The sequence below is a fragment of the Klebsiella sp. PCX genome, assembly GCF_021869705.1.
GTDB classification, from domain to species: domain Bacteria; phylum Pseudomonadota; class Gammaproteobacteria; order Enterobacterales; family Enterobacteriaceae; genus Klebsiella; species Klebsiella quasipneumoniae.
On record NZ_CP091527.1, the window covers coordinates 1,939,444 to 1,966,045 of the forward strand.

Consider the following 26,602-nt stretch of genomic DNA (forward strand, 5'->3'; position numbering starts at 1 on the left):
TTTATCTGAAAGACGAGGTTGTGGATGCGAATACTACCGATCATTGCCATGGCGCTGCTGCTCAGCGGCTGCGGCAGCATTATCAGCCGGACGGTGCCCGGGCAGGGGCATGGCAATCAATATTACCCGGGCGTGCAGTGGGACGTTCGCGATTCAGGATGGCGCTATCTCACCATTCTGGACCTGCCGTTCTCGCTGGTATTCGATACGCTTCTGCTGCCGCTGGACGCCAGCCACGGGCCCTATAACTGATTAACGCTCGTCCCACTCGTCGGCCGCCGTCTGTCCCTCTTCGGTGTCCAGAGAGGGCTCGAGCTGGAATTCACCTTCATCCCACTCATGAAGCGTATTTTCCTCCAGCCACTCCTGACGGAGCTCTATCTCATCATAATCCCCATCGAAGACGCTCTGCGCGGCTTCGCCGCTAAGCATCGGTAAGCATTCGCCTTGTTCCTCTTCGTCAGCAAAAAATTCGGCCTGCCAGGCGATATCGCCATCCTGCAGCACATACTTTTGAATATTGAGCTGCTCAACGTTAGCGCTCTCTTCATCGCTGTCAGGGTTGTTGGCGAGAAATTCTTCACGTGCTGCATCAATAGCTTCTTCGAGCGTGGCATAGAACATCGAATCCTTTGGCATAGCGAATCTCCTGAGAAGAATATGAATTGAACACGATTCAATCTATAGAAGGCGCTTGGCAAGGCGTCAAGGGGCTGAGCCCCTCTGGACGTTAATTTACTGAATGGCGGTCGGGCTGCGAGGCGTCCGCGGCTGGTCGGCGCAGGCTAAGGGTCGAATAGATCGCGTTAAACAATACCACTCCTGCGGTGACAAGGAAGACGGCGCGAAAGCCGTAGTTGGCGGAAACCGAGGCGCCGATCAGGGGGCCGGTGACGTTGCCAATATCACGAAATGACTGGTTATAGCTGAAGATCCGCCCGGAGATCTGGCTGGTGGAGTTATACACCAGCAGGGTTTGCACTGCCGGCAGCAGCGCGCCGTCCGCGGCGCCGAGCAGGAACCGCAAGATACCTAAGTGCAGCGGGGTCTGGACGAACGCCATCGGGATCAGCAACAGCACCGAGATAATCAGCGCCACGATGAGGATTTTTTCCGGTCCGATACGATCCCCCAGTTTGCCCAGACGGGGGGCGCTCATCAGGGCGGCAATGCCCGGCACTGAGGCGATCATCCCGCTGATAAAGGCGATATTGCTGACATTACCCGCCAGATCGCGCACGTAAAGCGTCAGGATCGGCGCAATGGAGCCGGTGGCGACCTGGATGATCAGCGAGGTGACAAACAGACTGAGCACCAGTTTCGGATTCTGCAGAGAGGAGAATACCGCCTTCGCGCTGAGCATCTCTTTTTTAGCAATTGGGACAAAATTTTCACGGATTAAAAACAGGGTAAACAGAAAGCAGATAAACAGCACCGCGGCGGTCATAAAGAAGACGGTACGCAGGCCCCAGTGGTCTGCCAGGAAACCACCCGCCAGCGGGCCGAGCAGGGCGCCGCTTACCGCGCCGGTTGACAGCGTGCCCAGCGCCCAGCCGCTTTTATGGCGTGGGATCTGGGTGGCGATCAGGGCGTTGGCGTTGGGAATAAAGCCGCCCAGCAGGCCGAGTAGCGCGCGCAGCAGCAGAAACTGCCAGATATTCTGCGCCATCCCCATCAACATCATGACGATGGCCATCCCGAGGGCTGAACGCAGCAGCATGATTTTACGTCCCTTGCGGTCAGCAAGTCCGCCCCAGAACGGCGAGGCGATGGCGGAGAAGAGAAAGGTAATGCTAAAGACCAGCCCGGACCACATGTTCAGGGCGCTATGGCCGGTGACGCCGAGTTGTTCGACATAGAGCGGCAGAAAGGGCATGACCAGGCTGAAGGCGGCGCCGGTTAAAAAGCAGCCAAGCCAGGTGACGGTCAGGTTTCGTTTCCAGTTGATGGGGGTATCAGCAGACGACATAGGGTTCCACTGGCCTGCGCAGCAGGTCAAATTAAGAGAAAATATGAGCCTGCTAATTATGCGCCTGGGAAATAAATGCCGCAATGGAGGAGAGCTTTTAAAGCTAAAGCAGAGCGTAAAGCCTGAGCGGTGGGGATTCCCGGCCGGGAGGCGCGCGGCCGGGAAAGGGGATCAGTAGCGGGAGGGCGTCCCCTCGGGGCGGGTTTTAAAGCGGCGATGGAGCCACATATATTGTTCCGGGGCCATCATAATGCACTGCTCTACGATCTTGTTCATCCACGCGGCGGTGGTTTCCGCGTCGTCCAGCGGCGGGGAGCACTCTGGCGGCAGGATAATCAGTTCATAACCTTTACCGTCCGGTTTACGGCGTGGAACAAAGGGCACGATGCAGGCTTTGGACATTTTCGCCAGCATCCAGGTGCCGGAGGTGGTCGCCGCCTGGTCAACGGCAAACAGTGGGGCGAAGACGCTGGCGGTCGGGCCGTAATCATGATCCGGCGCGTACCACACCACATCGCCTTTTTTCAGCGCGCGGATCATACCTTTCAGATCCTTGCGGTCGATCATGTCCTTGTTGGAGCGCAGCCGGCCCCAGGTCTGCAGCCAGTCGATGACCGGGTTATCGTTGGGACGATAGACGCCAATCCCCGGCTCGTTCATGCCGAACATTCGCGCGCCCATTTCCAGTGTCAGGAAATGAATGCCGATCAGCAGAATGCCGCGCTGCTGCGCCTGCACATCGCGAATATGCTCAAAGCCGATGGTGTCGGTCCAGCGGGCGATTCGGCGAACTGGCCAGAACCAGGCCATCCCGGTCTCCATCAGCCCCATGCCAACCGATTCGAAGTTCATCACCACCATCCGGTGACGTTCCTGCTCGCTTTTCTCGGGGAAGCAGAGCTCAAGGTTGCGATAGGCGATCTTCGCCCGGCGCTTCATAAAGCGCATGGCCAGGCGGCCGATGGCGTTCCCGATGCGGTAGATCAGCGGGTAGGGCAGTTGGACAACCAGCCACAGCAGGCCGATACCCAGCCACAGCAGCCAATAGCGCGGATGCAGCAGCGCCGGAGAAAATTTAGGCAAATGAGTCATTTCATACCCGTATCAGTAAGCAACATCTTATATTATCGCATTTTTTTACCGGCCAGCCAAAGGCGGCGACAGCCACATTGTTTTGTTAAGTGGGGGGCGACCGGGTGAGAAAAATGTAGCGTAAAATGTAGGGATGTAAATTAATAAGCTTTGCTATATCATGCCCGCCGTTTATTTCCTCATTTCTATGTCGAGCAGGTACACCATGCCAGTGTTACACAACCGCATTTCAAATGAGACGTTAAAGGCGCAAATGCTGGCTGAAACCGAGCCGCGCACGACGATCTCGTTCTATAAATATTTCACCATTGTCGATCCGCAGGCGACCCGCGATGCGCTGTGGGTTGCCTTAACCCAGCTGAAAGTCTTTGGCCGCATCTATCTGGCCCGGGAAGGGATCAACGCGCAAATCAGCGTGCCGCAAAGCAACGTTGAAGCCCTGCGTGAGTTTCTCTATGGCTTCGATCCGGCGCTGGCGGGGCTGCGTTTCAATATCGCTCTCGAGGACGACGGTAAATCGTTCTGGGTACTACGCCTGAAAGTGCGTGACCGCATCGTTGCCGACGGCATCGACGATCCCTCCTTCGACGCCTCCAACGTCGGAGACTATCTCAAGGCGGCTGAGGTCAACGCGATGCTTGACGATCCGGATGCCGTGTTTATCGATATGCGCAACCACTATGAATATGAGGTGGGCCATTTCGAAAACGCGCTGGAGATCCCGGCGGATACCTTCCGCGACCAGTTGCCGAAAGCCGTGGAAATGATGCAGGACCATAAAGACAAGAAAATTGTCATGTATTGCACCGGCGGTATTCGCTGTGAAAAAGCCAGCGCCTGGATGAAGCATAACGGCTTCAATAAGGTCTGGCACATCGAGGGTGGCATCATCGAGTACGCCCGCCGCGCCCGTGAGCAGGGGCTGCCTGTGCGTTTCATTGGCAAAAACTTTGTCTTTGATGAACGGATGGGCGAGCGGATCTCCAATGACGTTATCGCGCACTGTCATCAGTGCGGCGTGCCGTGCGACACTCATACCAACTGCCTGAACGATGGTTGCCATCTGCTGTTTATCCAGTGCCCGAGCTGCGCCGAGAAGTTTGCCGGCTGCTGTAGCGAAGCCTGCATGGAAGAGCATAAGCTACCGGAAGAGGAGCAGCGTAAGCTGCGCGCCGGGCGTGAAAACGGCAATAAAATCTTTAATAAATCGCGTGGTCGGCTGAACACCAAACTCGGGATCCTCGATCCTGAGCCATCAGAAAAACCATAACCAGACGAGATCGATGATCGCCAGCAGCAGCCAAAGCGCCAGGTAGATCATAAAGTGCTCGCGGACGTTATTGACCAGCAAATTAAACAGGCGACGCATAATCGCTCTCAATGACTAACGGCCTCGACAGAGGCCGTTTTTTTTTGCCCGACGGCAAAAGTGCCGCATTCCATTACGCGTTAAAGCGCGCCAGCGAGAAGGGCGCCAGGTTGAAGCTCGATGCTTCGCCCTGAGCAAACTGACTGGCAATTTCCCCCAACACCGGGGCAAACTTAAAGCCATGCCCGCTCAGACCGGTGATGAGCAACGTGTCTGGTCTGCCGGGTAACGTATCGATAATAAAATCTTCATCGACGGTATTGTCATAAGTACAGGAGGCGCCGTGCAGGCAGCCGCCGATCCCTGGCAGGACGTTGCGCAAAAAAGGAAACGATTCGGAGCCATCGCTGGCGACAGCGCCAAATGCCACTCGCTCCTGCGGCATGGAGATCGGTTGACCGCCGTTATGCTTGCCAATCTTCAGCTCGTTATCTTCTGCCGGGAAACCGTAGTATTGATCTCCGTTGGGCAACTCGCCGGTGAAGGCCGGAAAGTGATTCTTGCTGCTGTAACGGCCATCGGCCTGGTACCAGGCAAACACCTTACGTACCGGCTGGATGGGGAGGTCCGGGAGCAGGCGGGTGACCCAGGTCCCGGCGCTGACCAGCAGCTTTTTACCATGATATTCACCGTCGAGGGTATCGATGGTGATCCCGTCAGCATGGTGATGAATAGCCGAGACCGGACAGTTGAATAGCTGCGCGCAGCCTGCTTCCCGCGCCAGACGGATCCAGGTTTCGACGGCCAGCTCGCTGCGCAGTACGCCGGAAGCGGGTTCGAAAATCGCCCGATAGTCCTCGGGGAGGCGTATCTCTGGCCAGCGCTGCATTACGGCCTGGGCATCCAGCTCTTCCACCTCAAGCTTGAACGCACGGGCGCTGGCGGCGACGTTGGCGAGAAAAGCGGAGCTGGCGGGGCCGAGGTTAATGACGCCGGTGCGTTCAAACACGGCTTCGCCACTGATCTCTGCCAGTTCATCCCATAGCTGCTGGGCACGCAGCACCAGCGGAACATATTTCTCACCTTCGCCATAGGCGTGACGGATAAGACGGCTGCTGCCGTGATGGCTGCCTTCCTGGTGGGGAGGTTGATGGGCGTCGGTCATCAGAACATTGAGTCCGGCACGGCGCGCATAATAGCCAGCGGCGGCGCCGACGGAGCCGCTGCCAATAATGATAAGATCGTATTGCATGGTGAGTTCCGGGTAATTGCCTTGTTAGCAGGGTAATTAACTCCCTGTGCTTATACAAGCCCGAAAATAATTCAGGCACCCGCAGGTGCCTGTTAAGTTTAATGTTAAGTCATTCGCAAGCCGCGTTAATGTCGGCGGTACTCGTTTTCCTGGTATTCGCCAGATTCAATCTTCGCAATGCCTGCTTCCAGGATTGAAATAAACTGACGTGCGACGTCCGTCGTTAGCCATAGCGTCTGGCCGATCTCAGCATCATTACTGTTTTCTTGAGTGGGGTTCTGGTAGTGCAGGCGCAACATCAGCGCATCGTAGCTATCAACGGTGCTGATGTCCCATCCAACGAGGGGATGGGTCTGAATGACTTCATTATTTTTTTCCATCATAACCCCTTATTCATATGTTAAAAGACAACAATTCTCGAGGTTTAATGCATATTTTTTGAAGCAAGTTAATTATATCAGGGATCAAGAATAAACTCGAGAAATTAAATGAAAGGCAGCATGATTTTCTTCTTTTGCCGCTTTTTTATTCAAGATAAGCGCGTAAAATGGCCACTTTAGTCGATATTGAGCAGAATAATCAGGACTATTCTGAACAGAAGAGGGGCTAAAAAAAGCCGGGGCGACCCGGCAAAAAAAGCACAATGAGGGAGCAAACCAGAGTAACTGGATCCCGCCATGCTTCAGGAGAGATCGTGGACAAACCAGTCGTCCGCGCTTTCCCATGTTTCCTGCAGGATTTCGCTTATCCGGTCTTTGTCTTCTTTCAGGGCGCCAAACACCGAGAGCTGATTGCCGGTGGCGTAGCGGACGCTCACCTGGCTGTCGATGGCCGGGAATTGCTCGGCGATACGGCGAGAGAGTTCGTTATTCAGCGCTTCCAGCGCGCCGTTGGGTAAGGCGGTAGTTTTGGCGATAGACACTTCAATGCGCATAATTGCCCCCTGTGTTCGATACTGGTTATTTATACAGTATCCGGTTGGCGTTGACAACAGGGGGCTACGTTTTTATTTCTTCACGGTCCAGCGAACGGTTTCACCTGCCAGGAAGGGCACCAGGGTGTCATTAGGCAGGGAAATGCTGTCCACAACGGTCGTCTCTTCACGCACCAGTTCAACGTAGCTCTCATTGACCGGCAGACCGTAGAAGCGCGGGCCATTCAGCGAGCAGAAAGCCTCAAAGTGCTGCAGAGCGTTCATTTCTTCAAACACCGTGGCGTAGCTGCCGAGGGCGGTCGGGGCGTTGAAGCAGCCGGCGCAGCCGCAGCTGGCCTCCTTACGGTGGCGGGCGTGCGGTGCGGAGTCGGTGCCGAGGAAGGCGCGGCTGAAGCCGCTGGCGACCAGCTCCCGCAGAGCCTGCTGATGAATATTGCGTTTAAGTACCGGCAGGCAGTACAAGTGAGGACGAATACCGCCGACCAGCATATGGTTACGGTTGAACATCAGATGCTGCGGGGTGATAGTGGCCGCCAGCAGTTCATTGCCGTCACGCACATACTCGGCGGCATCTTTGGTGGTGATATGCTCAAAGACCACCTTCAGTCCGGGCAGGCGCTGGCGCAGCGGCTCCATCACGGTTTCAATAAAGCGCGCTTCGCGATCGAATATATCAATCTCGGCGTGGGTGACTTCCCCATGTACCAGCAGCGGCATCCCCAGTTTTTCCATCCGCTCCAGCACCGGCATAATGGCGTCGGTGCTGGTGACGCCGTGGCTGGAGTTGGTGGTGGCGTTGGCCGGGTAGAGCTTGGCGGCGGTGAATACGCCTTCGTTAAAGCCGCGCTCCAGCTCAGCCGGGTCGAGGGAGTCTGTCAGATAGCAGGTCATCAGCGGGGTAAAATCATGCCCGGCCGGGACGGCGTCCATAATGCGCTGGCGATAGGCGATAGCCGCCGCGACGGTGGTGACAGGCGGCACCAGATTCGGCATCACGATCGCCCGGCCATAAAACTCACTGGTATAAGGCACGACGGTTTTCAGCATATCGTCATCACGTAGATGGATATGCCAGTCGTCTGGGCGGCGGATTTTCAATACCTGGGATTGTGCTGTCATGGAAGGCTCCGGCTAATAGGTTCAGTCATCAGGGCTGTTTTTTGCCGGGCACTAAGGATAAGCGTAAACGTTTTCCTTTGCACTCATTTCCGTAAAAAATTGAGGGCGCCGCGGCGCCCTGGAGATTAATTGGTAAAGGGGATGACAATCTCGCCCGGCTTCACCTCGATGCCTTTGGCGTATTTCTTCGCCAGTGCTTCACCGGTGCTGGCGTCCTCACGCAGGACATAGGCCGGCTGCTGGCTGAAGTAACTGCGCAGCGACTGATTCAGGTAGGGGAGGAGGGCCTGAATGACCGACTGCAGCTTCTCGGGCGCCACTTTGGCATCCACCACCTCCATTTCCTGCAGGAAGATGGCGCCTTTCTCTCTGTCAAAGGTTGGCAGCGCTTTGAGCTTCAGATCGATCGTCGCTTTCTGCGTGCCGAACAGGGAGTTCAGGTCAACGTTAGCGATCCCGGTCAGCGTGACTTTGCCCGGCTCCTCGCGTCCGATGGCGCTGGTGAGGTTCTGCAGTTCGATATGGGCGTCGGCAACGCCTTTCAGACCAATATCTTTGGCAAAATGGTTTCGCTTCTGCAGGGCCTGGTTAATCTCCTGCTCGCTTACCGTGTATTGGGTCAGCTGATTACAGCCGCTCAGCAGGCCGCTGACAATCAGCGCGGCGGCGATCAAAATCTTTTTCATGGGGGTCCTCTGGCTCATACCTTCATTCATCCTGACACAAAGCATCATGACCTGTCAGCATCCTCGATACCAGCAGAATAGGCTGAAAGCAGGAGAAACCGCCGCCGCGCGCATCAGGTCCGCGGCTCCAGCATGCCGGAGGCAGAGCGTTTCGGACTAAACTGCCACCACAGCGCCAGAAAAGTGATAACCCCGATGGCCCCGAGCATCAGCCACGGCAGCTCGGGCTGACCGGCGGCTTTACCAGCATCAAACAGCCAGCCGCCGCCTGCATATCCCAGCGCGCCGCCAAAGGCGAGCCCCAGGCGGCTGAAGCCCATATAGCTGCCGCGCGCCCGGGCGTCCGCCAGCGAGGCGCCCAGCGTCTCCCGGGCAGGTTCAGCAATGATGGAACCGATGTAAAACAGGCAGATCAGGGTAAACAGCTGCTGCAAACTGCTGGTCATGCCGATGGGGAGCATGGCCAGGGTCATCACCAGCAGACCGGCCATCAGCCGGTGCTCAAGGCGAAAACGTTTTTCGCTCCAGCGGGCAATGGGATAGAGCAGGGTCAGCGAAATGGTGGCTTCGATGGCGTACATCCACTTTACGGCGGCCGGCGAGCCGGCGATGTCATTCACCATGATCGGCAGCATCAGCATCACCTGCACCGCGAGCATGTAATAGCCCGTCAGCGTCAGGACATAGGTGACGAAGCGCTTGTCCCGCAGCACCCGGCCCAGCCCCTCGCGGATCGGCGTTTTTACCGTCGAGAGCTTCCATGCCGGCAGATACCAGGCGTTAAACGCCGCGCAGGCGATAAACAGCGCGGCGCCGGCGCTGCACACCAGGCGGAAATCATACTGCAGCAGCCAGCTGCCCAGCAGCGCGCCAATCACCGCGCCGGCGCTATCCTGCATCATCAGGATGGAGAAAAAGCGGCCGCGCTGATGCGGGCGCACCAGCTTAACCACCAGCGCCGCCCGCGGCGGGTCGAACAGCGTGCCGCCGAGCCCGGAAAGTATGCATGAGAACCACAGCACCCACGGCTCATGGGCGACGGCCATCGCCGCGAAGCCGCCGGCGCGCATCAGCATACCGGTGACGATCATCGGTTTGGCGCCAAAGCGGTCGGCGATGGCGCCGCCAAAGATACCTAATCCCTGCTGCACGAGCTGGCGCAGGCCGAGCGCGATGCCGACCATCAGCGCCGCCCAGCCCATCTGATCGACAAAGCGGATGGAAATCAGCGGGAAGACGACAAAAAAGCCCAGCACGACCAGCATGTTATCGACTAACAGGAAATATTTACCCAGGCTCCTTGCCTGCGAGACGCGGGACATTTCCCCTCCAGGGAAAAATAGAGATAAGCGTGGATATTCTGCGGGCAATCTGCTGCTTTTCCCAGCGCCCTTGCGACAATATTTTTTTATCAAAATGCAAGTTCGATTGAGGCTATTCATCGAAAAGAGGAGATGGCGCAGAAAATGGTATGTTGCTGTTTTCACACCGTCGCGCAGGACAGGTATAGTGAAGGCAGCAAGAATGAAGTCAGGGGGACTGAAAAGGAAATGTTTGGCTATCGCAGTAACGTGCCGAAGGTGCGTTTGACGACGGACCGGCTGGTGGTGCGCCTGGTTCACGATCGTGACGCCTGGCGTCTGGCCGATTATTACGCCGAGAATAAGGCGTTCTTAAAACCCTGGGAGCCGGTTCGTGACGACAGCCACTGCTATCCTTCCGGATGGCAGGCGCGTCTGTCGATGATCGCCGAGTTTCATAAGCAGGGGTCTGCTTTTTATTTCGCGCTACTCGATCCGGAGGAAAAGGAGATCGTCGGCGTGGCGAATTTTTCCAACGTGGTGCGCGGGTCATTCCATGCCTGTTATCTCGGCTACTCTATTGGCGAGAAGTGGCAGGGGCAGGGACTGATGTTTGAAGCGCTGACGTCTGCGATTCGCTATATGCAGCGTACGCAGCATATTCATCGCATTATGGCCAACTATATGCCGCATAATCAGCGCAGCGGCGCGCTGCTGGCGCGGTTGGGGTTTGAAAAAGAGGGTTACGCCAAAGATTACCTGCTGATTGACGGGCAGTGGCGTGACCATGTATTGACGGCGCTAACGACGCCGGACTGGTCAGCGGGACGTTAAGGAGAGAGGATGAAATATCAGTTAACCGCGCACGAAGCGCGCGTCATTGGCTGTCTGCTGGAAAAGCAGGTCACCACGCCTGAGCAGTATCCGCTGTCGGTGAACGCCGTAGTGACCGCCTGCAATCAGAAAACCAACCGCGAGCCGGTGATGTCGCTGAGCGAAGGCGAAGTCCAGGCTCTGCTGGATACCCTGGTGAAACGCCATTATCTGCGTACGGTCAGTGGCTTCGGCAATCGGGTCACTAAGTATGAGCAGCGCTTTTGCAACTCCGAATTTGGCGATCTGAAGCTCAGCGCCGGCGAGGTGGCGGTGGTGACGACGCTGCTGCTGCGGGGCGCCCAGACGCCGGGTGAATTACGCAGTCGGGCGCAGCGGATGCATGAGTTCAGCGATATGGCGGAAGTGGAAAGCGTGCTGGAAGGGCTGGCGACCCGCGAAGATGGTCCCTTTGTCGCCCGTCTGCCCCGGGAGCCGGGGAAACGGGAAAGCCGCTATATGCATCTGTTTTGCGACGACATGGACACACTGATCACGACAGTGGAAGCACTCTCGCCCCTGGAAGAGGAAGACGATCTGCGTGCCAGGGTTGAAGCGCTGGAAGGCGAGGTGGCGGAGCTGAAAGCGCGCCTCGATTCGCTGTTACACCATCTGGGGGACTAAACGTGGGGACAAGATTGCGCATTGGGGTGGTTGGCCTGGGCGGTATTGCGCAGAAAGCGTGGCTGCCGGTTCTGGGGGCGGCGGAAAGCTGGACGCTGCAGGCGGCCTGGTCGCCGGGAAAAGAGAAGGCGCTGCGGGTTTGCGAAACCTGGCGAATGCCATACGCTGAATCGCTGGATGCCCTGGCGGCGCAGTGCGATGCGGTCTTTGTTCATACGTCGACGGCTTCACATTATGAAGTGGTGAATCATTTGCTGAATGCCGGGGTTCATGTTTGCGTAGACAAACCGCTGGCGGACAAGCTGAGTGAGGCGGAGACGCTGGTCGAGCTGGCGGCGCGGCGTCGTCTGACGCTGATGGTCGGTTTCAATCGCCGCTTCGCACCGCTCTATCGGGAGCTAAAGGGGCGGCTGGGCGAGGCGGCCTCGCTGCGGATGGATAAGCACCGCAGCGATAGCGTGGGCAACGATCTGCGCTTTACCCTGCTTGATGACTATCTGCACGTGGTGGATACCGCGCTATGGCTGGCCGACGGTCAGGCGCGTCTGCGCGGTGGCGCGCTACAGATCACTCCGCAGGGCGAGATGCTGTATGCCGAACACCAGTTCAGTTCGCCCCGGCTGCAGGTCACCACCAGCATGCACCGCCGCGCAGGCAGCCAGCGCGAGTGGGTGCAGGCGGTTACGGATGGCGGGCTATATGCCGTCAGCGAGATGCGCGAATGGCAGGAGGAGTGCGGTCACGGCGTGGTCCAGCGCCCGGTCGCCAGCTGGCAAACCACCCTTGAGCAGCGCGGCTTTGTCGGCTGCGCGCGCCATTTTATCGAATGCGTGCAAAATCAGACGGTTCCTGAAACCGCAGGCGAACAGGCGCTGCTGGCTCAGCGGGTGGTCGACAAACTTTGGCGCGACGCCATCAGCGAATAATCCGTTGTAACAACTGACAGTAGTAATTCATGTTGAACCCGGTAGACTATCGCCACTTTCCAGCGCCCGCATTTGCGGGCGTTTTACTCCAGGGTTTGGAATAACAGCGTAATGAACCTTTTAAAATCACTGGCGGCCGTCAGTTCGATGACCATGTTTTCGCGCGTGCTGGGCTTTGCCCGCGATGCGATTGTGGCGCGCATTTTTGGCGCCGGGATGGCGACCGACGCCTTTTTCGTCGCCTTTAAACTGCCTAATCTGCTGCGGCGTATTTTTGCCGAAGGCGCCTTCTCTCAGGCGTTTGTGCCGATCCTTGCCGAATATAAAAGCAAGCAGGGCGAAGATGCCACCCGGGTGTTTGTCTCGTATGTCTCCGGATTGCTGACCCTGGCCCTGGCGATCGTCACCGTTATCGGGATGCTGGCGGCGCCGTGGGTGATCACCATCACCGCCCCCGGGTTTGCTGATACCGCCGATAAATTTGCGCTGACTACCCAATTGCTGCGCATTACCTTCCCCTATATTTTGCTGATCTCCCTCGCCTCGCTGGTGGGGGCGATCCTTAATACCTGGAACCGCTTCTCGGTGCCGGCCTTTGCGCCGACGTTCCTCAACGTCAGCATGATTGGCTTTGCGCTGTTTGCCGCACCGTACTTTCATCCGCCGGTGCTGGCCCTGGCCTGGGCGGTCACGGTCGGCGGCGTGCTACAGCTGGCCTACCAGCTGCCGCACCTGAAGAAAATTGGCATGCTGGTCCTGCCGCGCATCAATCTGAAAGATGCCGGCGCGATGCGGGTGGTGAAGCAGATGGGGCCGGCGATCCTTGGCGTGTCGGTAAGCCAGATCTCCCTTATTATCAATACTATCTTCGCTTCGTTTCTCGTGTCGGGATCGGTGTCTTGGATGTACTACGCCGACCGTCTGATGGAGTTTCCGTCCGGTGTCCTGGGAGTGGCGCTCGGCACTATCCTGCTGCCATCGCTGTCAAAAAGCTTCGCCAGCGGTAATCATGACGAGTATTGCCGGCTGATGGACTGGGGGCTGCGTCTCTGCTTCCTGCTGGCGCTGCCGAGCGCGGTGGCGCTGGGGATCCTCGCCAAACCGCTGACCGTGGCCCTGTTCCAGTACGGCAAATTTAGCGCTTTTGATGCGGCAATGACCCAGCGCGCGCTGGTGGCCTATTCCGTGGGACTAATGGGGCTTATCGTGGTGAAGGTGCTGGCGCCGGGCTTCTATTCCCGCCAGGACATCAAGACCCCGGTCAAGATTGCTATTGTCACCCTGATTATGACCCAGGTGATGAACCTGGCGTTTATCGGCCCGCTGAAGCATGCGGGTCTATCGCTGTCCATTGGCCTGGCGGCCTGCCTGAACGCCGCGCTGCTTTACTGGCAGTTGCGTAAACAGAAGATCTTTACCCCGCAACCGGGCTGGCTGGCCTTCCTGCTGCGTCTGATTGCTGCGGTGCTGGTTATGGCTGCGGCGCTGCTGGGCGTCATGCATATCATGCCGGAGTGGTCGCTGGGGACGATGCCGTTCCGTCTGATGCGCCTGCTGGTGGTGGTTGTCGCCGGGGTGGTGGCCTATTTCGCCACACTGCTGCTGTTGGGCTTCCGCGTGAAAGAGTTTGCCCGACGTACAGCCTAAGCGGTTGTGCGGGAATGGATGAACCCGCTTCGCCTCAGGCGAAGCGGGTTTTTTTATGATGCGCGGCGTTCGGCAGCGACGATACGGGCATTCTCCAGCAGGCGGATTGCCAGGGCGATCGCCCCGCTGACCACCGCCAGGGTAACCACCCCGTTCCAGCCGGCCAGCACGTACAGCTTGCTGCCCAGCACCGACCCCAGCGACATCCCGATGAAGACCACGGTAAACAGCAGGGCGTTAAGGCGGCCGCGGGCCTGCGGCTCGAGGCCATACACCAGGTTCTGATGCGCCACCAGGCTTGACTGCAGGCCAAGGTCGAAGCCAATCGCCGACAGGGCAATCAGCGCCAGCTGGCCATGCAGTGGCAGCAGCGGCAGTATAAACATCAGGGCGAAGGAGACGGTGACCAGCGCCGCCCCCATTTGAGTCACTTTACCAGCGCCAAATTTATCGGCCAGTCCGCCGGCCAGCGGCGCGGCCAGCGCCCCGGCAGCCCCGGCGATACCAAAGCCGCCCGCTACCGCACTGCCCATGTGATAGTGTTCGGAGAGCATCACCGCCAGCGTCGACCAGAAGGCGCTGAAGGCGACAGAGAGCGCCCCCTGAGCCAGCGCAGCGCGGCGTAGCGCCGGGTAGCGCTGCCACAGATGCGCCATTGAGGCCATCAGCTGCGGATAGCTCAGCGTCGAGTGAATGGCGAAGCGCGGCAGCACCCGCCACATCACCAGGCCAATCAGTGCCACGCTGACCGCCGCCGCCTGATACATCACCCGCCAGCCGAACACTGCGCCCACCACGCCGCTGACCGTCCGGGAAAGCAGGATCCCCAGCAGCAGCCCGGTCATCACCGTGCCCACCATTTTGCCCTGCTTGCCCGCCGGGGCGAGGATCGCCGCCGCAGGGACGATATCCTGCGCCATGGTCGCCGCCATACCGATCAGCAGACTGACCACCAGCAGTGAGCTGAGCTGGCCGGTGAGGCTGCACAGGAGCAGCAGGAGCGCCAGCAGCGCGCTTTTCACCAAAATCAGCCGGCGGCGATCGTGGCGGTCGCCGAGCGGGAGCAGGAACAGAATGCCGAGCGCATAACCCGCCTGCGTCAGAGTAGGGACCAGACCCATACCTTCTACCGTCAGGTGGAGATTGGCGCCCATCAACGGCAGCAGCGGCTGCGCGTAGTAGATAGAGGCGACGCTAAAGCCGGCGCCGAGCGCGAGAATGAAGATAATCCAGCCTGCGTCGCGGGTGGAAAGGGAAGTCGGTGTCATGATCAATACCTCGTGAATGCGATGGGGCTATTTTTCCCTGAATGCGGCTGGCGCGGTAGCCGGGCTGGTGGTAAAACGGTTATACGTAGCACGTATAGGCAAAAGAAAAATGAAAAGACAGGAGCGTATAGATCGCATTGAGCTGATGCGTACCTATATTCGTATTATAGAGGCAGGGTCGCTCTCCGCCGCGGCGGGGCAGATGGAGACCACCCAGGCGACCGTCAGCCGCCGCCTGCAGTCCCTTGAAGGGCTGCTGGGAGTCAAGCTGATCCTGCGTACCACCCATGCGATGAAGCTCACTGACGATGGCGAACGTTGCTACCGTCACGCCCGCCAGCTGGTGGATGCCTGGCTGGCGCTGGAAGACGACCTGCGTATTGCCGACGATCGGCCGGTGGGGGTGCTGCGGGTGAGGGCGCCGCACGCTTTTGGCCAGCAGCAGCTGCTGGGGCCGCTGGTCGCCTTTCTCCAGCGCCACCCGCAACTGTCGGTGGAGTGGATGCTGAATGATAATACTGTCGACTTTCTCAGCGATAATATCGACTGCGCCATCCGCGTGGGGGCGGAGGTGGATCCGGCCACGGTCTCCGTGCTGCTGGCGGAAGTGCCGCGCTGCGTGGTGGCCTCCCCTGAACTGCTGGCGAAGCACCCGCCGTTAACCTCGCTGGAGGCGTTATCCGGCCTGCCGTGGATCGCCATTAACACCTTTTATCAGCATGAGGTGCGGCTCCGACATCAGGTCAGCGGGCAGCTCGTCTCCACGGCGATCACCCCCTGTCTGAGCACCGACAGCCTTTACGTCGCGCGTAACACTGCGCTGGCGGGGCTGGGGGTGGCGATGGTGTCCAGCTGGGCCGTGGCGGAGGATCTTGCTGCCGGAAGGTTGACAGAGCTGTTCCCGCAGTGGCGTCCCGCCTCGCTGCCGGTCCACCTGGTCTATCCCTGGGCGCGCTATTATCCGACGCGGCTGCGTAAATTCCTCGACCTGATGCGGGAGATCATGCCGGACCTCGCCGGCATGCAGCCTCCGCAAAGCGCATAAAAAAACCGGCCAGGAGGCCGGTTTTTTATTTAGCACGCTTACTCGACGGGCTGTGGGCGGGTCGGTTCAGCGGTGGCTTTATGGGTGGCGCTATGACCGCCGGCGGCGCCTTTGCCTTCAAAAGCGAATGGCGGGCGCACCCAGGTGCTGTGGCGCGGCGCTTCCGGGACATAATCCGGCGCTGGCGCACGGGTCATTGGCGCGGTGGCATGGCGATGACCCGCCACCACTACCGGCTTGCTCACCGGAGGCTCGACTTTGACCGGCTCGACAGGCGCGGCTTCGACAACCGGTGCTTCAACTGCGGTTTCCGCCGCCGGCGCGATGGTTTCCACTGGCGCTTCAACGACAGGCGCCGTTTCCACCACTTCAGGTTCTACCACAACCGGCTCGGCGTCGAGCGTAGCTGGCGCGATAGCCTGAGGCGCTTCGACAGCCGGCGCTTCGGTGACCAGCTCCTGCGGCGCTGGCTCGACGGCTGCTGGCGCGACACCCTCCGCAGCATCAACCACCACCGGCTCGGCGGCTACGACCGGCTCGACGACCACAGGCTCGGCGGTAACCGGCTCCATGGTAGCCGGCTCGACGGTGACCGGGGCAGCGGTAACGGTTTCAACGATGGCAACCGGGGTCGCGACGGCCGCGACGGTTTCCACGACGTTGTCGTTCTGAACCTGAACCTCTTCCGGCTGCTGCTCCTGCGGACGAACCACCGGGTAGCGGATCCAGACTTTACCGGAAGCCATCTCCGGCGATGCGCAGGCTACGGTCAGCGGCATTGGCGACTGGGTCGGATAGCGTTCGTCACGATAGCGACGACGACGCTGACCGCTGACGCGCAGGTGACGCGGGGAACGACGTGAGCGACGCGGCATACCGTTCGCTTCACGGGATTCGCCATTTTCGTCCTGGTCCGCCACGCTCTCCACTACTGCTGGCAGCTCGGCTTTCACCGGCTCGCTGCGCGGAGCGATAACTTCCGCCACTACGGCTTCTGGCACGATCTCGGCAACCTGCTCAACGACAGCGGACTCAACGCGTACTTTCTGCGCCAGCTGGCGCGGTTTACGACGCGGCAGGGTCTGCACACGCTCTTCCTGCTCCGTCTCCTGCGCTACCGGCTCTTCGCGAGTCTGCGCTTTGGCTTCCTGCTGCGCCTGACGTTTGTCGTCATTGCGGCGGCGGGTGCGTTCGCGGCGCGGCTGCTGCTCGTCACGAGATTTCGCTTTCTCCGCGTCGTCGCCTGAGGTCTGGCGAACATCACGGGCTTCCACATTCTGCGACGGCTTCTCGCGACGGTTGCGACGGTTCTCTTCACGCGATTCGCGCGGTTCACGGCCCTCGGCATTGTCCGCACGAGTGTCACGATTGTCACGGTTATCGCGGTTGTCACGATTGTCGCGGTTTTCACGGCGGTCGTTGCGATCGCGGCGGTTGTTGGCGCGCGGTTTACGGCGCTCCTGCTGACGCTCCGGTTTTTCTTCCGCTTTCTTCTCGACCTTAACCTCAGCCGGTTTGGCCTCTTCGGCGCCAGAGAAGATATTCTTCAGCGCGCTGAAGAAGCGTGAAAGCAGGCCAGGCTGCGCCGGTGCGGTGGCCGCGACCGGTGCCGCTGCGGCGACAGGCGCGGCGACAGGCTCTTCAAGCATCGGGGCTGGCGGCGCGTCAGGCATGACAAAAGCGGCCAGGGCCGGCTGTTCCGGACGTTTCCGTTCTGCCGGCTCATCGTCGCCCGGCAGCGCCATCTCTTCTTCATGCAGCTTCGGCAGCAGGTAGCTCAGCGTTGAGGTCTCTTCACCTTTGCGCACGCGCAGGACGGAGTAGTGCGGCGTCTGCATTTCGTCGTTTGGCACGATAATAACGCGCACATCGCCCTGACGGGATTCGATAGCGCTCACCGCGGCACGTTTTTCGTTCAGCAGATAGGAGGCGATCGGTACCGGAACGATGGCGTGCACTTCTTTGGTGTTCTCTTTCAGCGCTTCTTCTTCGATCAGACGCAGAATAGAGAGCGACAGCGATTCGTTATCACGGACGGTGCCGGTGCCGGAGCAGCGCGGGCAGACGTGGTGGCTGGATTCGCCCAGCGACGGGCTCAGGCGCTGGCGGGACATCTCCAGCAGGCCGAAGCGCGAGATATGGCTGATCTGAATGCGCGCCCGGTCCTGACGGACGGCTTCGCGCAGACGGTTCTCCACAGCGCGCTGGTGGCGAACCGGAGTCATATCGATAAAGTCGATAACGATCAGGCCGCCGAGGTCGCGCAGACGCAGCTGGCGGGCAATCTCGTCAGCCGCTTCGAGGTTGGTGTTGAACGCCGTCTCTTCGATATCGCCGCCGCGGGTGGCGCGGGCGGAGTTGATATCGATCGCGGTCAGCGCTTCAGTGCTGTCGATGACGATAGAGCCACCGGACGGCAGACGCACTTCACGCTGGAAGGCGGATTCGATCTGGGATTCGATCTGGTAGTGGCTGAACAGCGGGATTTCACCGGTGTACAGTTTGATTTTGCTGCTGAAATCCGGACGACCCAGCGCGGCGATATGCTGGCGCGCCAGCTCGAGCACTTTCGGATTATCGATCAGGATTTCGCCGATATCCTGGCGCAGATAGTCACGGAAGGCGCGGACAATGACGTTGCTTTCCTGGTGGATAAGGAACGGCGCCGGACGGCTTTCCGCGGCTTTCTGAATCGCTTCCCAGTGTTTCAGACGGAAGCTCAGGTCCCACTGCAAGGCTTCGGCAGATTTGCCGACGCCAGCGGTGCGAACGATAAGGCCCATGCCGTCCGGAAGCTCCAGACTCGCCAGCGCTTCTTTCAGTTCGGTACGGTCGTCGCCCTCGATACGGCGGGAAATTCCCCCCGCGCGCGGGTTGTTCGGCATCAATACCAGATAGCTGCCCGCCAGGCTGATAAAGGTGGTGAGCGCAGCGCCTTTGTTGCCGCGTTCTTCTTTATCAATCTGCACGATAACTTCCTGACCTTCACGCAGTACGTCTTTGATATTAGGACGGCCGTGCGCATTGTAGTTGGCGGGGAAATATTCGCGGGCGATTTCTTTGAGGGGGAGGAAACCATGACGCTCGGCGCCGTAATCAACAAACGCGGCTTCAAGGCTGGGTTCAATGCGGGTGATTTTGCCTTTGTAGATGTTCGCTTTTTTCTGTTCGTGCCCGGGGCTTTCGATATCCAGGTCGTACAGGCGCTGCCCATCAACAAGGGCGACGCGCAACTCTTCCTGCTGAGTTGCGTTGATTAACATTCTTTTCATCGTAACTTACTCATTATTCTTACATTGACGACTAAGCTGCGGGCAGAGTAATGCCTTTCCGGGGGAAAACCGATGGCCTCGTGTCTGGTTCACGTCGCCAACCTCACGGTTGTCGCGCGCTTAAGAGGCGCAGAGTGTCGGTCGCCTGTGTTTCAAACGGAAACACAGCGCAATTATTCAGGGGAACAGCCTGGGATGTATCACCAGAGAATATTCCATTTATACTCGTCGTCTTTCGCGTTGCAGGCATGATGGCTTAACCTGCTCACCTCGATCAGCGGATCCAGATGAGCTCCCGGGAGTCCCGGAGTTGACGCCTTCCTGCGACTTGAAATCCATAGAGCCTGTACCGGTAAGGACTGCAACCCGCAGCCCGCTAACTGTCTGAAAGATCACAACGTCTTACGCCATTGCTGCGTGGGCGATCGGTCAGACAAAACTGGTCATTCCGCTAATGTCTTGTTCTAACAAGATGCAATACGGAAAACGGTCTCATTATTCCATTGCTAACCTTGTTATAGCAAGTTGACTTTCACCTTTTATCACCCGGTTACTCACAGTTTTATCACCTGCCCATACAGATTGTTCTAATAACAAACAATATGGCGGTCAGGCAAACCGTGAAAACAGGATAATGATAAATATAAGCATATAAAAATGAGTGGCGCTAATGCGTCCGGCTATTTAGAATCGCGCACCATGAAAACTGAGACCCCAACCGTAAAAATGGTTGCCATTGCTGCTGATGAAGCGGGGCAACGTATCGACAACTTTTTGCGTACCCAATTGAAAGGCGTACCGAAGAGCATGATTTATCGCATCCTGCGTAAAGGCGAGGTGCGGGTGAATAAAAAACGCGTGAAGCCGGAGTATAAGCTGGAAGCGGGCGATGAAGTCCGTATCCCGCCGGTGCGTGTGGCGGAACGTGAAGAAGAGGCGGTATCGCCGCATCTGCAGAAAGTGGCGGCGCTCTCTGAGGTGATCCTCTATGAAGACGATCATATTCTGGTCCTCAATAAGCCATCCGGTACCGCGGTACATGGCGGCAGCGGCCTGAGCTTCGGCGTGATTGAAGGGCTGCGCGCCCTGCGCCCGGAGGCGCGCTTCCTTGAGCTGGTACATCGGCTCGACCGTGATACCTCTGGCGTGCTGCTGGTGGCGAAAAAGCGCTCGGCGCTGCGTTCGTTGCACGAGCAGCTGCGTGATAAAGGCATGCAGAAAGACTATCTGGCGCTGGTGCGCGGCCAGTGGCAGTCGCATACCAAAGTGGTGCAGGCCCCGCTGTTGAAGAACATTCTGCAGAGCGGCGAGAGAATCGTCCGCGTGAGTCAGGAAGGCAAGCCGTCAGAGACGCGCTTCAAAGTGGAAGAGCGTTATGAATTCGCCACTCTGGTGCGCTGCAGTCCGGTCACCGGACGCACGCATCAGATTCGCGTTCATACCCAGTATGCCGGCCATCCTATCGCCTTTGACGACCGCTATGGCGACCGCGAATTTGACAAGCAACTCTCTGGTACCGGCTTAAACCGCCTGTTCCTCCACGCTGCTGCGCTGAAGTTTACCCACCCAGGGAGCGGGGAGGTGATGCGCGTTGAGGCGCCGCTGGATAACCAGCTGAAGCACTGTCTACAGGTGCTACGGAAGAGCAAATAAGTGCAACGGCGGAATCAGTTCCGCCGTTTTTTTTACCTCAGCCTAACAGCGGGTTGTAATTTTCGCGGCGCAGCATCTGACAGAGCGCGATCAAGGGTAAACCGACCAGCGTATTCGGATCGCGGCCTTCCAGCCGTTCGAACAGCGTAATACCTAACCCCTCGCTCTTAAAACTCCCGGCGCACTGCAGCGGGTTCTCTTTACGCACATAGCCTTCGATCTCTTTATCGCTGAGATGCCGGAAGTGGACGTCAAAGGGCTCGCATTCGGTTTGCAGATGACCGCTGGCGGAGTTGTACAGCGCGAGCCCGGTATAAAAGGTAATGATCGACCCGCTCGCCTTTCTCAACTGCCTGCGGGCATTTTCCTCGGTGTGCGGTTTGCCGGTGATCTCACCGTCCAATACGCAAACCTGATCGGAGCCTATAATAAGGTGATTGGGGTAGCGCGAAGCCAGGCTCTGCGCTTTGGCCTGCGCCAGCCGGGTAACAAGCTGACGCGCGGATTCTTCAGGGCGGGGCGTTTCGTCGACGTCAGGCGCCGCACATTCAAATGGTAACCCCAGTTTTTCCAGCAGCATGCGCCGCCAGGGAGAGGTTGACGCCAGGATAAGTTGAGACATATTTTTTCATCCACATATAGCGCTTCGCAGAGCATCATCTTAAACTATGCGCCGCAATGTGTGCGAATAAATGGCAAAAGGCAACCTGAGGCTGCCTTTTTCTTTGACTCTATGACATTACAAAGTTAATATGCGCGCCCTATGCAAAAGGTAAAATTACCCCTGACTCTTGATCCGGTACGCACGGCTCAAAAACGCCTTGATTACGAAGGCATCTATGCCCGCGATCAGGTTGAACGTGTAGCCGATTCTGTAGTCAGCGTGGACAGCGATGTGGAATGCAGCATGTCGTTCGCTATCGATAACCAGCGTCTCGCCGTTATTACAGGCGATGCGAAGGTGACGGTAACCCTCGAATGCCAGCGTTGCGGGAAACCGTTTTCCCATCACGTCCACACCACGTATTGTTTTAGCCCCGTCAGAAATGACGAACAGGCCGAAGCACTACCGGAAGCGTATGAGCCGATTGAGGTTAACGAATTCGGTGAAATCGACCTGCAGGCAATGGTCGAGGATGAAATTATCCTCTCCCTGCCCGTAGTTCCGGTGCATGATTCTGAACACTGTGAAGTGTCCGACGCGGACATGGTCTTTGGCGAACTGCCTGAAGAGGCACAAAAACCAAACCCATTTGCCGTATTAGCCAGCTTAAAGCGTAAGTAATTGAGGAGTAAGGTCCATGGCCGTACAACAGAATAAACCAACCCGTTCCAAACGTGGCATGCGTCGTTCCCATGACGCGCTGACCGCAGTCACCAGCCTGTCTGTAGACAAAACTTCTGGTGAGAAACACCTGCGTCACCACATCACTGCCGACGGTTTCTACCGCGGTCGCAAGGTTATCGCTAAGTAATCACGCGATACTCGCAGGATTTCCCGTTGCAGGCCATGGCGGGTTTGTACGTACCTGGGCACTCGGTTAACCCGATAACCAGAGGCGTCAATGCCCGGATTGTTGCGTCTGCAGCGTGAAAATTCGCGGGTGCCAGCGTGATGAAGCTTAGTGAGGACTCCCCGGGCAACTGGGGAATCACCGAACCGGGCAGCGACGATACCTTGACACGTCTAACCCTGGCGTTAGATGTCATGGGGGGCGATTTCGGCCCATCCGTGACAGTGCCTGCAGCACTGCAGGCACTGAACTCTAATTCGCAACTCACACTTCTTTTAGTCGGCGATCCCGACGCCATCACGCCATTACTCGCCAAAGCTGACTTCGAACAACGTTCGCGTCTGCAGATTATTCCTGCGCAGTCAGTTATTGCCAGTGATGCGCGACCCGCACAGGCTATCCGCAGCAGTCGCGGAAGCTCAATGCGCGTGGCGCTGGAGCTTGTGAAAGAAGGGCGGGCGGAAGCCTGCGTCAGCGCCGGCAACACCGGCGCGCTGATGGGCCTGGCGAAACTGCTGCTCAAACCGATTGAAGGTATTGAGCGGCCGGCGCTGGTGACGATGCTGCCGCACCAGCAGAAGGGCAAAACCGTGGTGCTGGATCTCGGCGCCAACGTCGATTGCGACAGCACGATGCTGGTGCAGTTCGCGGTGATGGGGTCAGTGCTGGCGGAAGAGGTGGTTGGCATTGCCAATCCTCGCGTCGCCTTGCTGAACATCGGCGAAGAAGAGATGAAAGGCCTCAGCAGCATCCGCGATGCTGCCGCAGTGCTCAAAACGCTGCCTTCCCTCAACTACATCGGCTATCTTGAAGCCAATGAACTGTTGACCGGAAAAACCGATGTGCTGGTTTGTGATGGATTCACGGGCAACGTCACATTAAAAACCATGGAAGGTGTTGTCAGAATGTTCCTTTCACTGCTGAAATCTCAGGGAGAGGGCAAAAAACGGTCGTGGTGGCTGCTGTTACTAAAACGTTGGTTACAAAAAAGCCTGGCGAGGCGATTCAGTCACCTCAACCCCGACCAGTATAATGGCGCCTGTCTGTTAGGATTGCGCGGTTCCGTGATCAAGAGTCATGGTGCTGCCAATCAACGCGCCTTTAGCGTCGCGATAGAGCAGGCAGTGCAGGCGGTGCAGCGGCAAATTCCCCAACGGATCGCCGCGCGCCTGGAATCTTTATACCCAGCTGGTTTCGAGCTGCCGGAAAGCGACAGTGACGTGAACGCCCGACAGCAAAGCGGGACGAATGGACACCACTGACGCCGCGGCGGTTGAACGAGGCGGGTATATTACCCAAGAGTGACTGAGCGTACATGTATACGAAGATTATTGGTACCGGCAGCTATCTGCCCGAGCAAGTGCGTACAAACGCCGACCTGGAAAAAATGGTAGAGACCTCTGACGAGTGGATTGTCACCCGCACAGGTATCCGTGAGCGTCGTATTGCCGCAGCGCATGAAACAGTTGCTACGATGGGCTTTGAAGCCGCAAAGCAGGCGCTGGCGATGGCGGGCGTGTCCGCGGAGCAAATTGGTCTGATCATCGTTGCGACCACCTCCGGCACGCACGCGTTTCCGAGTTCGGCATGCCAGATTCAGTCTATGCTGGGCGTCAAGGGCTGCCCGGCGTTTGACGTCGCGGCCGCCTGCGCCGGTTTCACCTATGCGCTGAGCGTCGCCGATCAGTATGTCAAGAACGGCGCGGTGGACTATGCGCTGGTCGTCGGCGCTGATGTGCTGGCGCGCACCTGCGATCCGGCCGATCGCGGGACGATTATTATTTTCGGCGATGGCGCCGGGGCGGTGGTGCTGGGCGCCTCCGAAGAGCCTGGCATTATCTCGACGCATCTGCATGCTGACGGTAGTTATGGCGAACTGCTGACCCTGCCGAACGCCGATCGCGTCGATCCGGAAAATCCGATCTATCTGACGATGGCCGGCAATGAAGTCTTCAAAGTGGCGGTCACCGAGTTAGCGCACATCGTTGATGAGACGCTGGCCGCGAATAATCTCGAACGTTCAGCGCTGGACTGGCTGGTGCCGCACCAGGCAAACCTGCGGATCATCAGCGCGACGGCGAAGAAACTGGGCATGTCGATGGATAACGTCGTAGTGACCCTCGACCGCCATGGCAACACCTCCGCGGCGTCAGTCCCTTGCGCGCTGGATGAGGCCGTCCGCGATGGCCGCATTCAACGTGGGCAGCTGATTTTGCTGGAAGCCTTTGGTGGCGGTTTCACCTGGGGTTCCGCGCTGGTTCGTTTTTAGTATAAGGATTTAAACATGACGCAATTTGCTTTTGTGTTCCCGGGACAGGGCTCGCAGGCCGTAGGCATGCTGGCCGATATGGCGGCGACCTGGCCGGTCATTGAAGAGACCTTCGGTGAAGCTTCCGCAGCGTTGGGTTACGATCTGTGGGCGCTGACGCAACAGGGCCCGGCAGAAGAACTGAATAAGACCTGGCAGACCCAGCCAGCGCTGCTGACCGCCTCCGTGGCGCTGTATCGCGTCTGGCAGCAGCAGGGCGGCAAAGCGCCGGCGCTGCTGGCTGGCCACAGCCTCGGCGAATACTCCGCGCTGGTTTGCGCGGGCGTTATCGCTTTCGCTGATGCCGTTCGCCTGGTTGAACTGCGCGGCAAATTCATGCAGGAAGCTGTACCGGAAGGTACTGGCGCCATGTCAGCGATTATCGGTCTGGACGACGCGGCTATTGCCAAAGCCTGTGAAGAATCGGCCGAAGGGCAGGTCGTCTCTCCGGTGAACTACAATTCCCCGGGCCAGGTGGTTATCGCCGGTCACAAAGAGGCCGTTGAACGCGCAGGCGCCGCCTGTAAGGCCGCGGGCGCTAAACGGGCGCTGCCGTTGCCGGTGAGCGTGCCGTCTCACTGTGCGCTGATGAAGCCAGCAGCGGAGAAACTGGCGCTTGAGCTGCAGAAAATCACCTTCAACGCGCCGACGATCCCGGTGGTAAATAACGTCGATGTGAAGTGCGAAACCGCGCCTGACGCCATTCGCGACGCGCTGGTACGCCAGCTGTATAGTCCGGTTCAGTGGACTAAAACCGTTGAGTTTATGGCAGCTCAGGGCGTAACGCATCTGTATGAGGTTGGCCCGGGTAAAGTCCTCACCGGCCTGACCAAACGTATTGTTGACACCCTGACCGCTTCCGCGCTTAACGAGCCGGCGGCGATGTCTGCGGCGCTTGAGCAATAAAAGAGGAAAACCATGAGTTTTGAAGGAAAAATCGCGCTGGTTACCGGTGCAAGCCGCGGTATTGGCCGCGCCATCGCTGAAACGCTCGTCGCCCGCGGCGCGAAAGTTATCGGTACTGCGACCAGCGAAAGCGGCGCGCAGGCGATCAGCGACTATTTAGGCGCCAACGGTAAAGGTCTGATGTTGAATGTGACCGACCCGGCATCTATTGAATCTGTTCTGGAAAATGTGCGCGCAGAGTTTGGCGAAGTGGATATCCTGGTGAATAATGCCGGGATCACTCGCGACAACCTGTTAATGCGCATGAAAGATGACGAGTGGAACGATATCATCGAAACCAACCTGTCATCGGTTTTCCGTCTGTCAAAAGCGGTAATGCGCGCTATGATGAAAAAGCGTCATGGACGTATTATCACTATCGGTTCTGTGGTTGGTACCATGGGAAATGCGGGTCAGGCCAACTACGCTGCGGCGAAAGCGGGTCTGATCGGCTTCAGTAAATCACTGGCGCGTGAAGTTGCGTCCCGCGGTATTACTGTAAACGTTGTTGCTCCGGGCTTTATTGAAACGGACATGACGCGTGCGCTGACCGATGAGCAGCGTGCGGGTACGCTGGCGGCAGTTCCTGCGGGGCGCCTTGGCACCCCAAATGAAATCGCCAGCGCGGTTGCATTTTTAGCCTCTGACGAAGCAAGTTACATCACTGGTGAAACCCTGCACGTCAACGGCGGAATGTACATGGTCTGACCGAGATTTGTGCAAAACGTTCAGGAACCGCGCACTTCGCACGGTTCTCTGTGCGGTTTTGTGCGAAAAGATTTGCGTTCTTAGGGCAAACGGCCTCAAAATAGCGCAAAATCGTGGTAAGACCTGCCGGGATTTAGTTGCAAATTTTTCAACATTT

At 58.1% G+C, this 26,602-nt stretch carries 27 protein-coding genes; 14 read left to right on the top strand and 13 right to left on the bottom strand.

Annotation, left to right across the window (positions count from 1 at the left end):
- The first annotated feature begins 24 nt into the window (after window positions 1-24).
- Window positions 25-252: a YceK/YidQ family lipoprotein gene (locus GQR96_RS09020; RefSeq protein ID WP_004204534.1), complete on the top strand. Its 228-nt coding sequence runs from the start codon at window positions 25-27 to the stop codon at window positions 250-252.
- Here the strand turns inward: GQR96_RS09020 and GQR96_RS09025 are convergent, their stop codons facing one another.
- The 3 genes from GQR96_RS09025 to GQR96_RS09035 all read right to left on the bottom strand — a co-directional run bounded on the left by GQR96_RS09025 (window position 253) and on the right by GQR96_RS09035 (window position 3,061).
- A complete protein-coding gene (locus tag GQR96_RS09025; protein WP_002898981.1) occupies window positions 253-639 on the bottom strand; it encodes a MysB family protein in 387 nt (128 codons plus the stop codon).
- A 91-nt stretch (window positions 640-730) separates the two neighbouring features.
- Window positions 731-1,969, bottom strand: coding sequence for a multidrug efflux MFS transporter MdtG (gene mdtG, locus GQR96_RS09030; protein ID WP_065904870.1), 1,239 nt, complete (start codon window positions 1,967-1,969; stop codon window positions 731-733).
- 171 nt (window positions 1,970-2,140) lie between these two features.
- The gene (locus GQR96_RS09035) at window positions 2,141-3,061 is read right to left on the bottom strand and encodes a Kdo(2)-lipid IV(A) acyltransferase (RefSeq protein WP_065904868.1); all 921 of its coding nucleotides are present in this window, start codon (window positions 3,059-3,061) and stop codon (window positions 2,141-2,143) included.
- Between the two features lie 205 nt (window positions 3,062-3,266).
- On the opposite strand from GQR96_RS09035, the gene GQR96_RS09040 reads away from it, so the two are divergent.
- The gene (locus GQR96_RS09040) at window positions 3,267-4,331 is read left to right on the top strand and encodes an oxygen-dependent tRNA uridine(34) hydroxylase TrhO (protein WP_004204538.1); all 1,065 of its coding nucleotides are present in this window, start codon (window positions 3,267-3,269) and stop codon (window positions 4,329-4,331) included.
- On the opposite strand, the gene GQR96_RS09045 is transcribed toward GQR96_RS09040, so the two are convergent.
- The 7 genes from GQR96_RS09045 to mdtH form a co-directional block, all read right to left on the bottom strand.
- On the bottom strand, window positions 4,317-4,430 hold the full coding sequence (locus GQR96_RS09045) for a DUF2770 family protein (RefSeq protein ID WP_004204539.1): 114 nt from the start codon (window positions 4,428-4,430) through the stop codon (window positions 4,317-4,319). The genes GQR96_RS09040 and GQR96_RS09045 overlap by 15 nt on opposite strands.
- 73 nt (window positions 4,431-4,503) lie before the next feature.
- The gene (solA, locus tag GQR96_RS09050; protein ID WP_004204542.1) at window positions 4,504-5,622 is read right to left on the bottom strand and encodes an N-methyl-L-tryptophan oxidase; all 1,119 of its coding nucleotides are present in this window, start codon (window positions 5,620-5,622) and stop codon (window positions 4,504-4,506) included.
- Window positions 5,623-5,747: 125 nt separating this feature from the next.
- Window positions 5,748-6,002, bottom strand: a complete 255-nt coding sequence (bssS, locus tag GQR96_RS09055) for a biofilm formation regulator BssS (protein WP_002898992.1) — start codon at window positions 6,000-6,002, stop codon at window positions 5,748-5,750.
- 302 nt (window positions 6,003-6,304) lie between these two features.
- Window positions 6,305-6,556: a DNA damage-inducible protein I gene (gene dinI, locus GQR96_RS09060; protein WP_002898994.1), complete on the bottom strand. Its 252-nt coding sequence runs from the start codon at window positions 6,554-6,556 to the stop codon at window positions 6,305-6,307.
- A gap of 72 nt (window positions 6,557-6,628) precedes the next feature.
- Window positions 6,629-7,675, bottom strand: a complete 1,047-nt coding sequence (pyrC, locus tag GQR96_RS09065) for a dihydroorotase (protein ID WP_004893020.1) — start codon at window positions 7,673-7,675, stop codon at window positions 6,629-6,631.
- A gap of 125 nt (window positions 7,676-7,800) precedes the next feature.
- The gene (locus GQR96_RS09070) at window positions 7,801-8,361 is read right to left on the bottom strand and encodes a lipoprotein (protein WP_004204546.1); all 561 of its coding nucleotides are present in this window, start codon (window positions 8,359-8,361) and stop codon (window positions 7,801-7,803) included.
- A gap of 113 nt (window positions 8,362-8,474) precedes the next feature.
- The gene (mdtH, locus tag GQR96_RS09075) at window positions 8,475-9,683 is read right to left on the bottom strand and encodes a multidrug efflux MFS transporter MdtH (protein ID WP_023289127.1); all 1,209 of its coding nucleotides are present in this window, start codon (window positions 9,681-9,683) and stop codon (window positions 8,475-8,477) included.
- 228 nt (window positions 9,684-9,911) lie between these two features.
- Between mdtH and rimJ the strand changes: the two genes are divergently transcribed.
- The 4 genes from rimJ (at window position 9,912) to murJ (ending at window position 13,732) form a co-directional block, all read left to right on the top strand.
- Window positions 9,912-10,496 (top strand): ribosomal protein S5-alanine N-acetyltransferase, encoded by a 585-nt coding sequence (gene rimJ / locus GQR96_RS09080; protein WP_017900738.1) that lies wholly within the window; start codon window positions 9,912-9,914, stop codon window positions 10,494-10,496.
- 9 nt (window positions 10,497-10,505) lie between these two features.
- Window positions 10,506-11,159: a YceH family protein gene (locus GQR96_RS09085; RefSeq protein WP_004204549.1), complete on the top strand. Its 654-nt coding sequence runs from the start codon at window positions 10,506-10,508 to the stop codon at window positions 11,157-11,159.
- 14 nt (window positions 11,160-11,173) lie between these two features.
- Complete coding sequence (locus GQR96_RS09090) at window positions 11,174-12,085, top strand: Gfo/Idh/MocA family protein (protein WP_072140422.1); 912 nt, start codon at window positions 11,174-11,176, stop codon at window positions 12,083-12,085.
- A 111-nt stretch (window positions 12,086-12,196) separates the two neighbouring features.
- Complete coding sequence (murJ, locus tag GQR96_RS09095) at window positions 12,197-13,732, top strand: murein biosynthesis integral membrane protein MurJ (protein WP_004204551.1); 1,536 nt, start codon at window positions 12,197-12,199, stop codon at window positions 13,730-13,732.
- Between the two features lie 53 nt (window positions 13,733-13,785).
- Here murJ and GQR96_RS09100 read toward each other — a convergent pair whose 3' ends face one another.
- On the bottom strand, window positions 13,786-15,000 hold the full coding sequence (locus tag GQR96_RS09100) for an MFS transporter (RefSeq protein WP_004204552.1): 1,215 nt from the start codon (window positions 14,998-15,000) through the stop codon (window positions 13,786-13,788).
- Between the two features lie 16 nt (window positions 15,001-15,016).
- Between GQR96_RS09100 and GQR96_RS09105 the strand changes: the two genes are divergently transcribed.
- Window positions 15,017-16,045 (top strand): LysR family transcriptional regulator, encoded by a 1,029-nt coding sequence (locus GQR96_RS09105; RefSeq protein ID WP_074194119.1) that lies wholly within the window; start codon window positions 15,017-15,019, stop codon window positions 16,043-16,045.
- A gap of 38 nt (window positions 16,046-16,083) precedes the next feature.
- Here the strand turns inward: GQR96_RS09105 and rne are convergent, their stop codons facing one another.
- Window positions 16,084-19,317 carry a ribonuclease E gene (rne, locus tag GQR96_RS09110; RefSeq protein WP_064189299.1) on the bottom strand — a complete coding sequence of 1,078 codons (3,234 nt, stop codon included), beginning with the start codon at window positions 19,315-19,317 and terminating at the stop codon, window positions 16,084-16,086.
- Between the two features lie 699 nt (window positions 19,318-20,016).
- On the opposite strand from rne, the gene rluC reads away from it, so the two are divergent.
- Window positions 20,017-20,970, top strand: a complete 954-nt coding sequence (rluC, locus tag GQR96_RS09115; RefSeq protein ID WP_012542245.1) for a 23S rRNA pseudouridine(955/2504/2580) synthase RluC — start codon at window positions 20,017-20,019, stop codon at window positions 20,968-20,970.
- A gap of 37 nt (window positions 20,971-21,007) precedes the next feature.
- Here rluC and GQR96_RS09120 read toward each other — a convergent pair whose 3' ends face one another.
- Window positions 21,008-21,592 (bottom strand): Maf family protein, encoded by a 585-nt coding sequence (locus GQR96_RS09120; RefSeq protein ID WP_004204559.1) that lies wholly within the window; start codon window positions 21,590-21,592, stop codon window positions 21,008-21,010.
- Window positions 21,593-21,733: 141 nt separating this feature from the next.
- On the opposite strand from GQR96_RS09120, the gene yceD reads away from it, so the two are divergent.
- The 6 genes from yceD (at window position 21,734) to fabG (ending at window position 26,445) form a co-directional block, all read left to right on the top strand.
- A complete protein-coding gene (gene yceD, locus GQR96_RS09125; RefSeq protein WP_017900733.1) occupies window positions 21,734-22,255 on the top strand; it encodes a 23S rRNA accumulation protein YceD in 522 nt (173 codons plus the stop codon).
- A gap of 16 nt (window positions 22,256-22,271) precedes the next feature.
- On the top strand, window positions 22,272-22,445 hold the full coding sequence (gene rpmF, locus GQR96_RS09130) for a 50S ribosomal protein L32 (RefSeq protein WP_000290724.1): 174 nt from the start codon (window positions 22,272-22,274) through the stop codon (window positions 22,443-22,445).
- 203 nt (window positions 22,446-22,648) lie between these two features.
- Window positions 22,649-23,746, top strand: coding sequence for a phosphate acyltransferase PlsX (gene plsX, locus GQR96_RS09135; protein WP_202821064.1), 1,098 nt, complete (start codon window positions 22,649-22,651; stop codon window positions 23,744-23,746).
- 53 nt (window positions 23,747-23,799) lie between these two features.
- Window positions 23,800-24,753, top strand: coding sequence for a beta-ketoacyl-ACP synthase III (locus GQR96_RS09140; RefSeq protein WP_002899288.1), 954 nt, complete (start codon window positions 23,800-23,802; stop codon window positions 24,751-24,753).
- A 15-nt stretch (window positions 24,754-24,768) separates the two neighbouring features.
- Window positions 24,769-25,698, top strand: a complete 930-nt coding sequence (gene fabD / locus GQR96_RS09145; protein ID WP_004204563.1) for an ACP S-malonyltransferase — start codon at window positions 24,769-24,771, stop codon at window positions 25,696-25,698.
- 12 nt (window positions 25,699-25,710) lie between these two features.
- Complete coding sequence (gene fabG, locus GQR96_RS09150; protein ID WP_002899294.1) at window positions 25,711-26,445, top strand: 3-oxoacyl-ACP reductase FabG; 735 nt, start codon at window positions 25,711-25,713, stop codon at window positions 26,443-26,445.
- The last annotated feature ends 157 nt before the right edge of the window (window positions 26,446-26,602 follow it).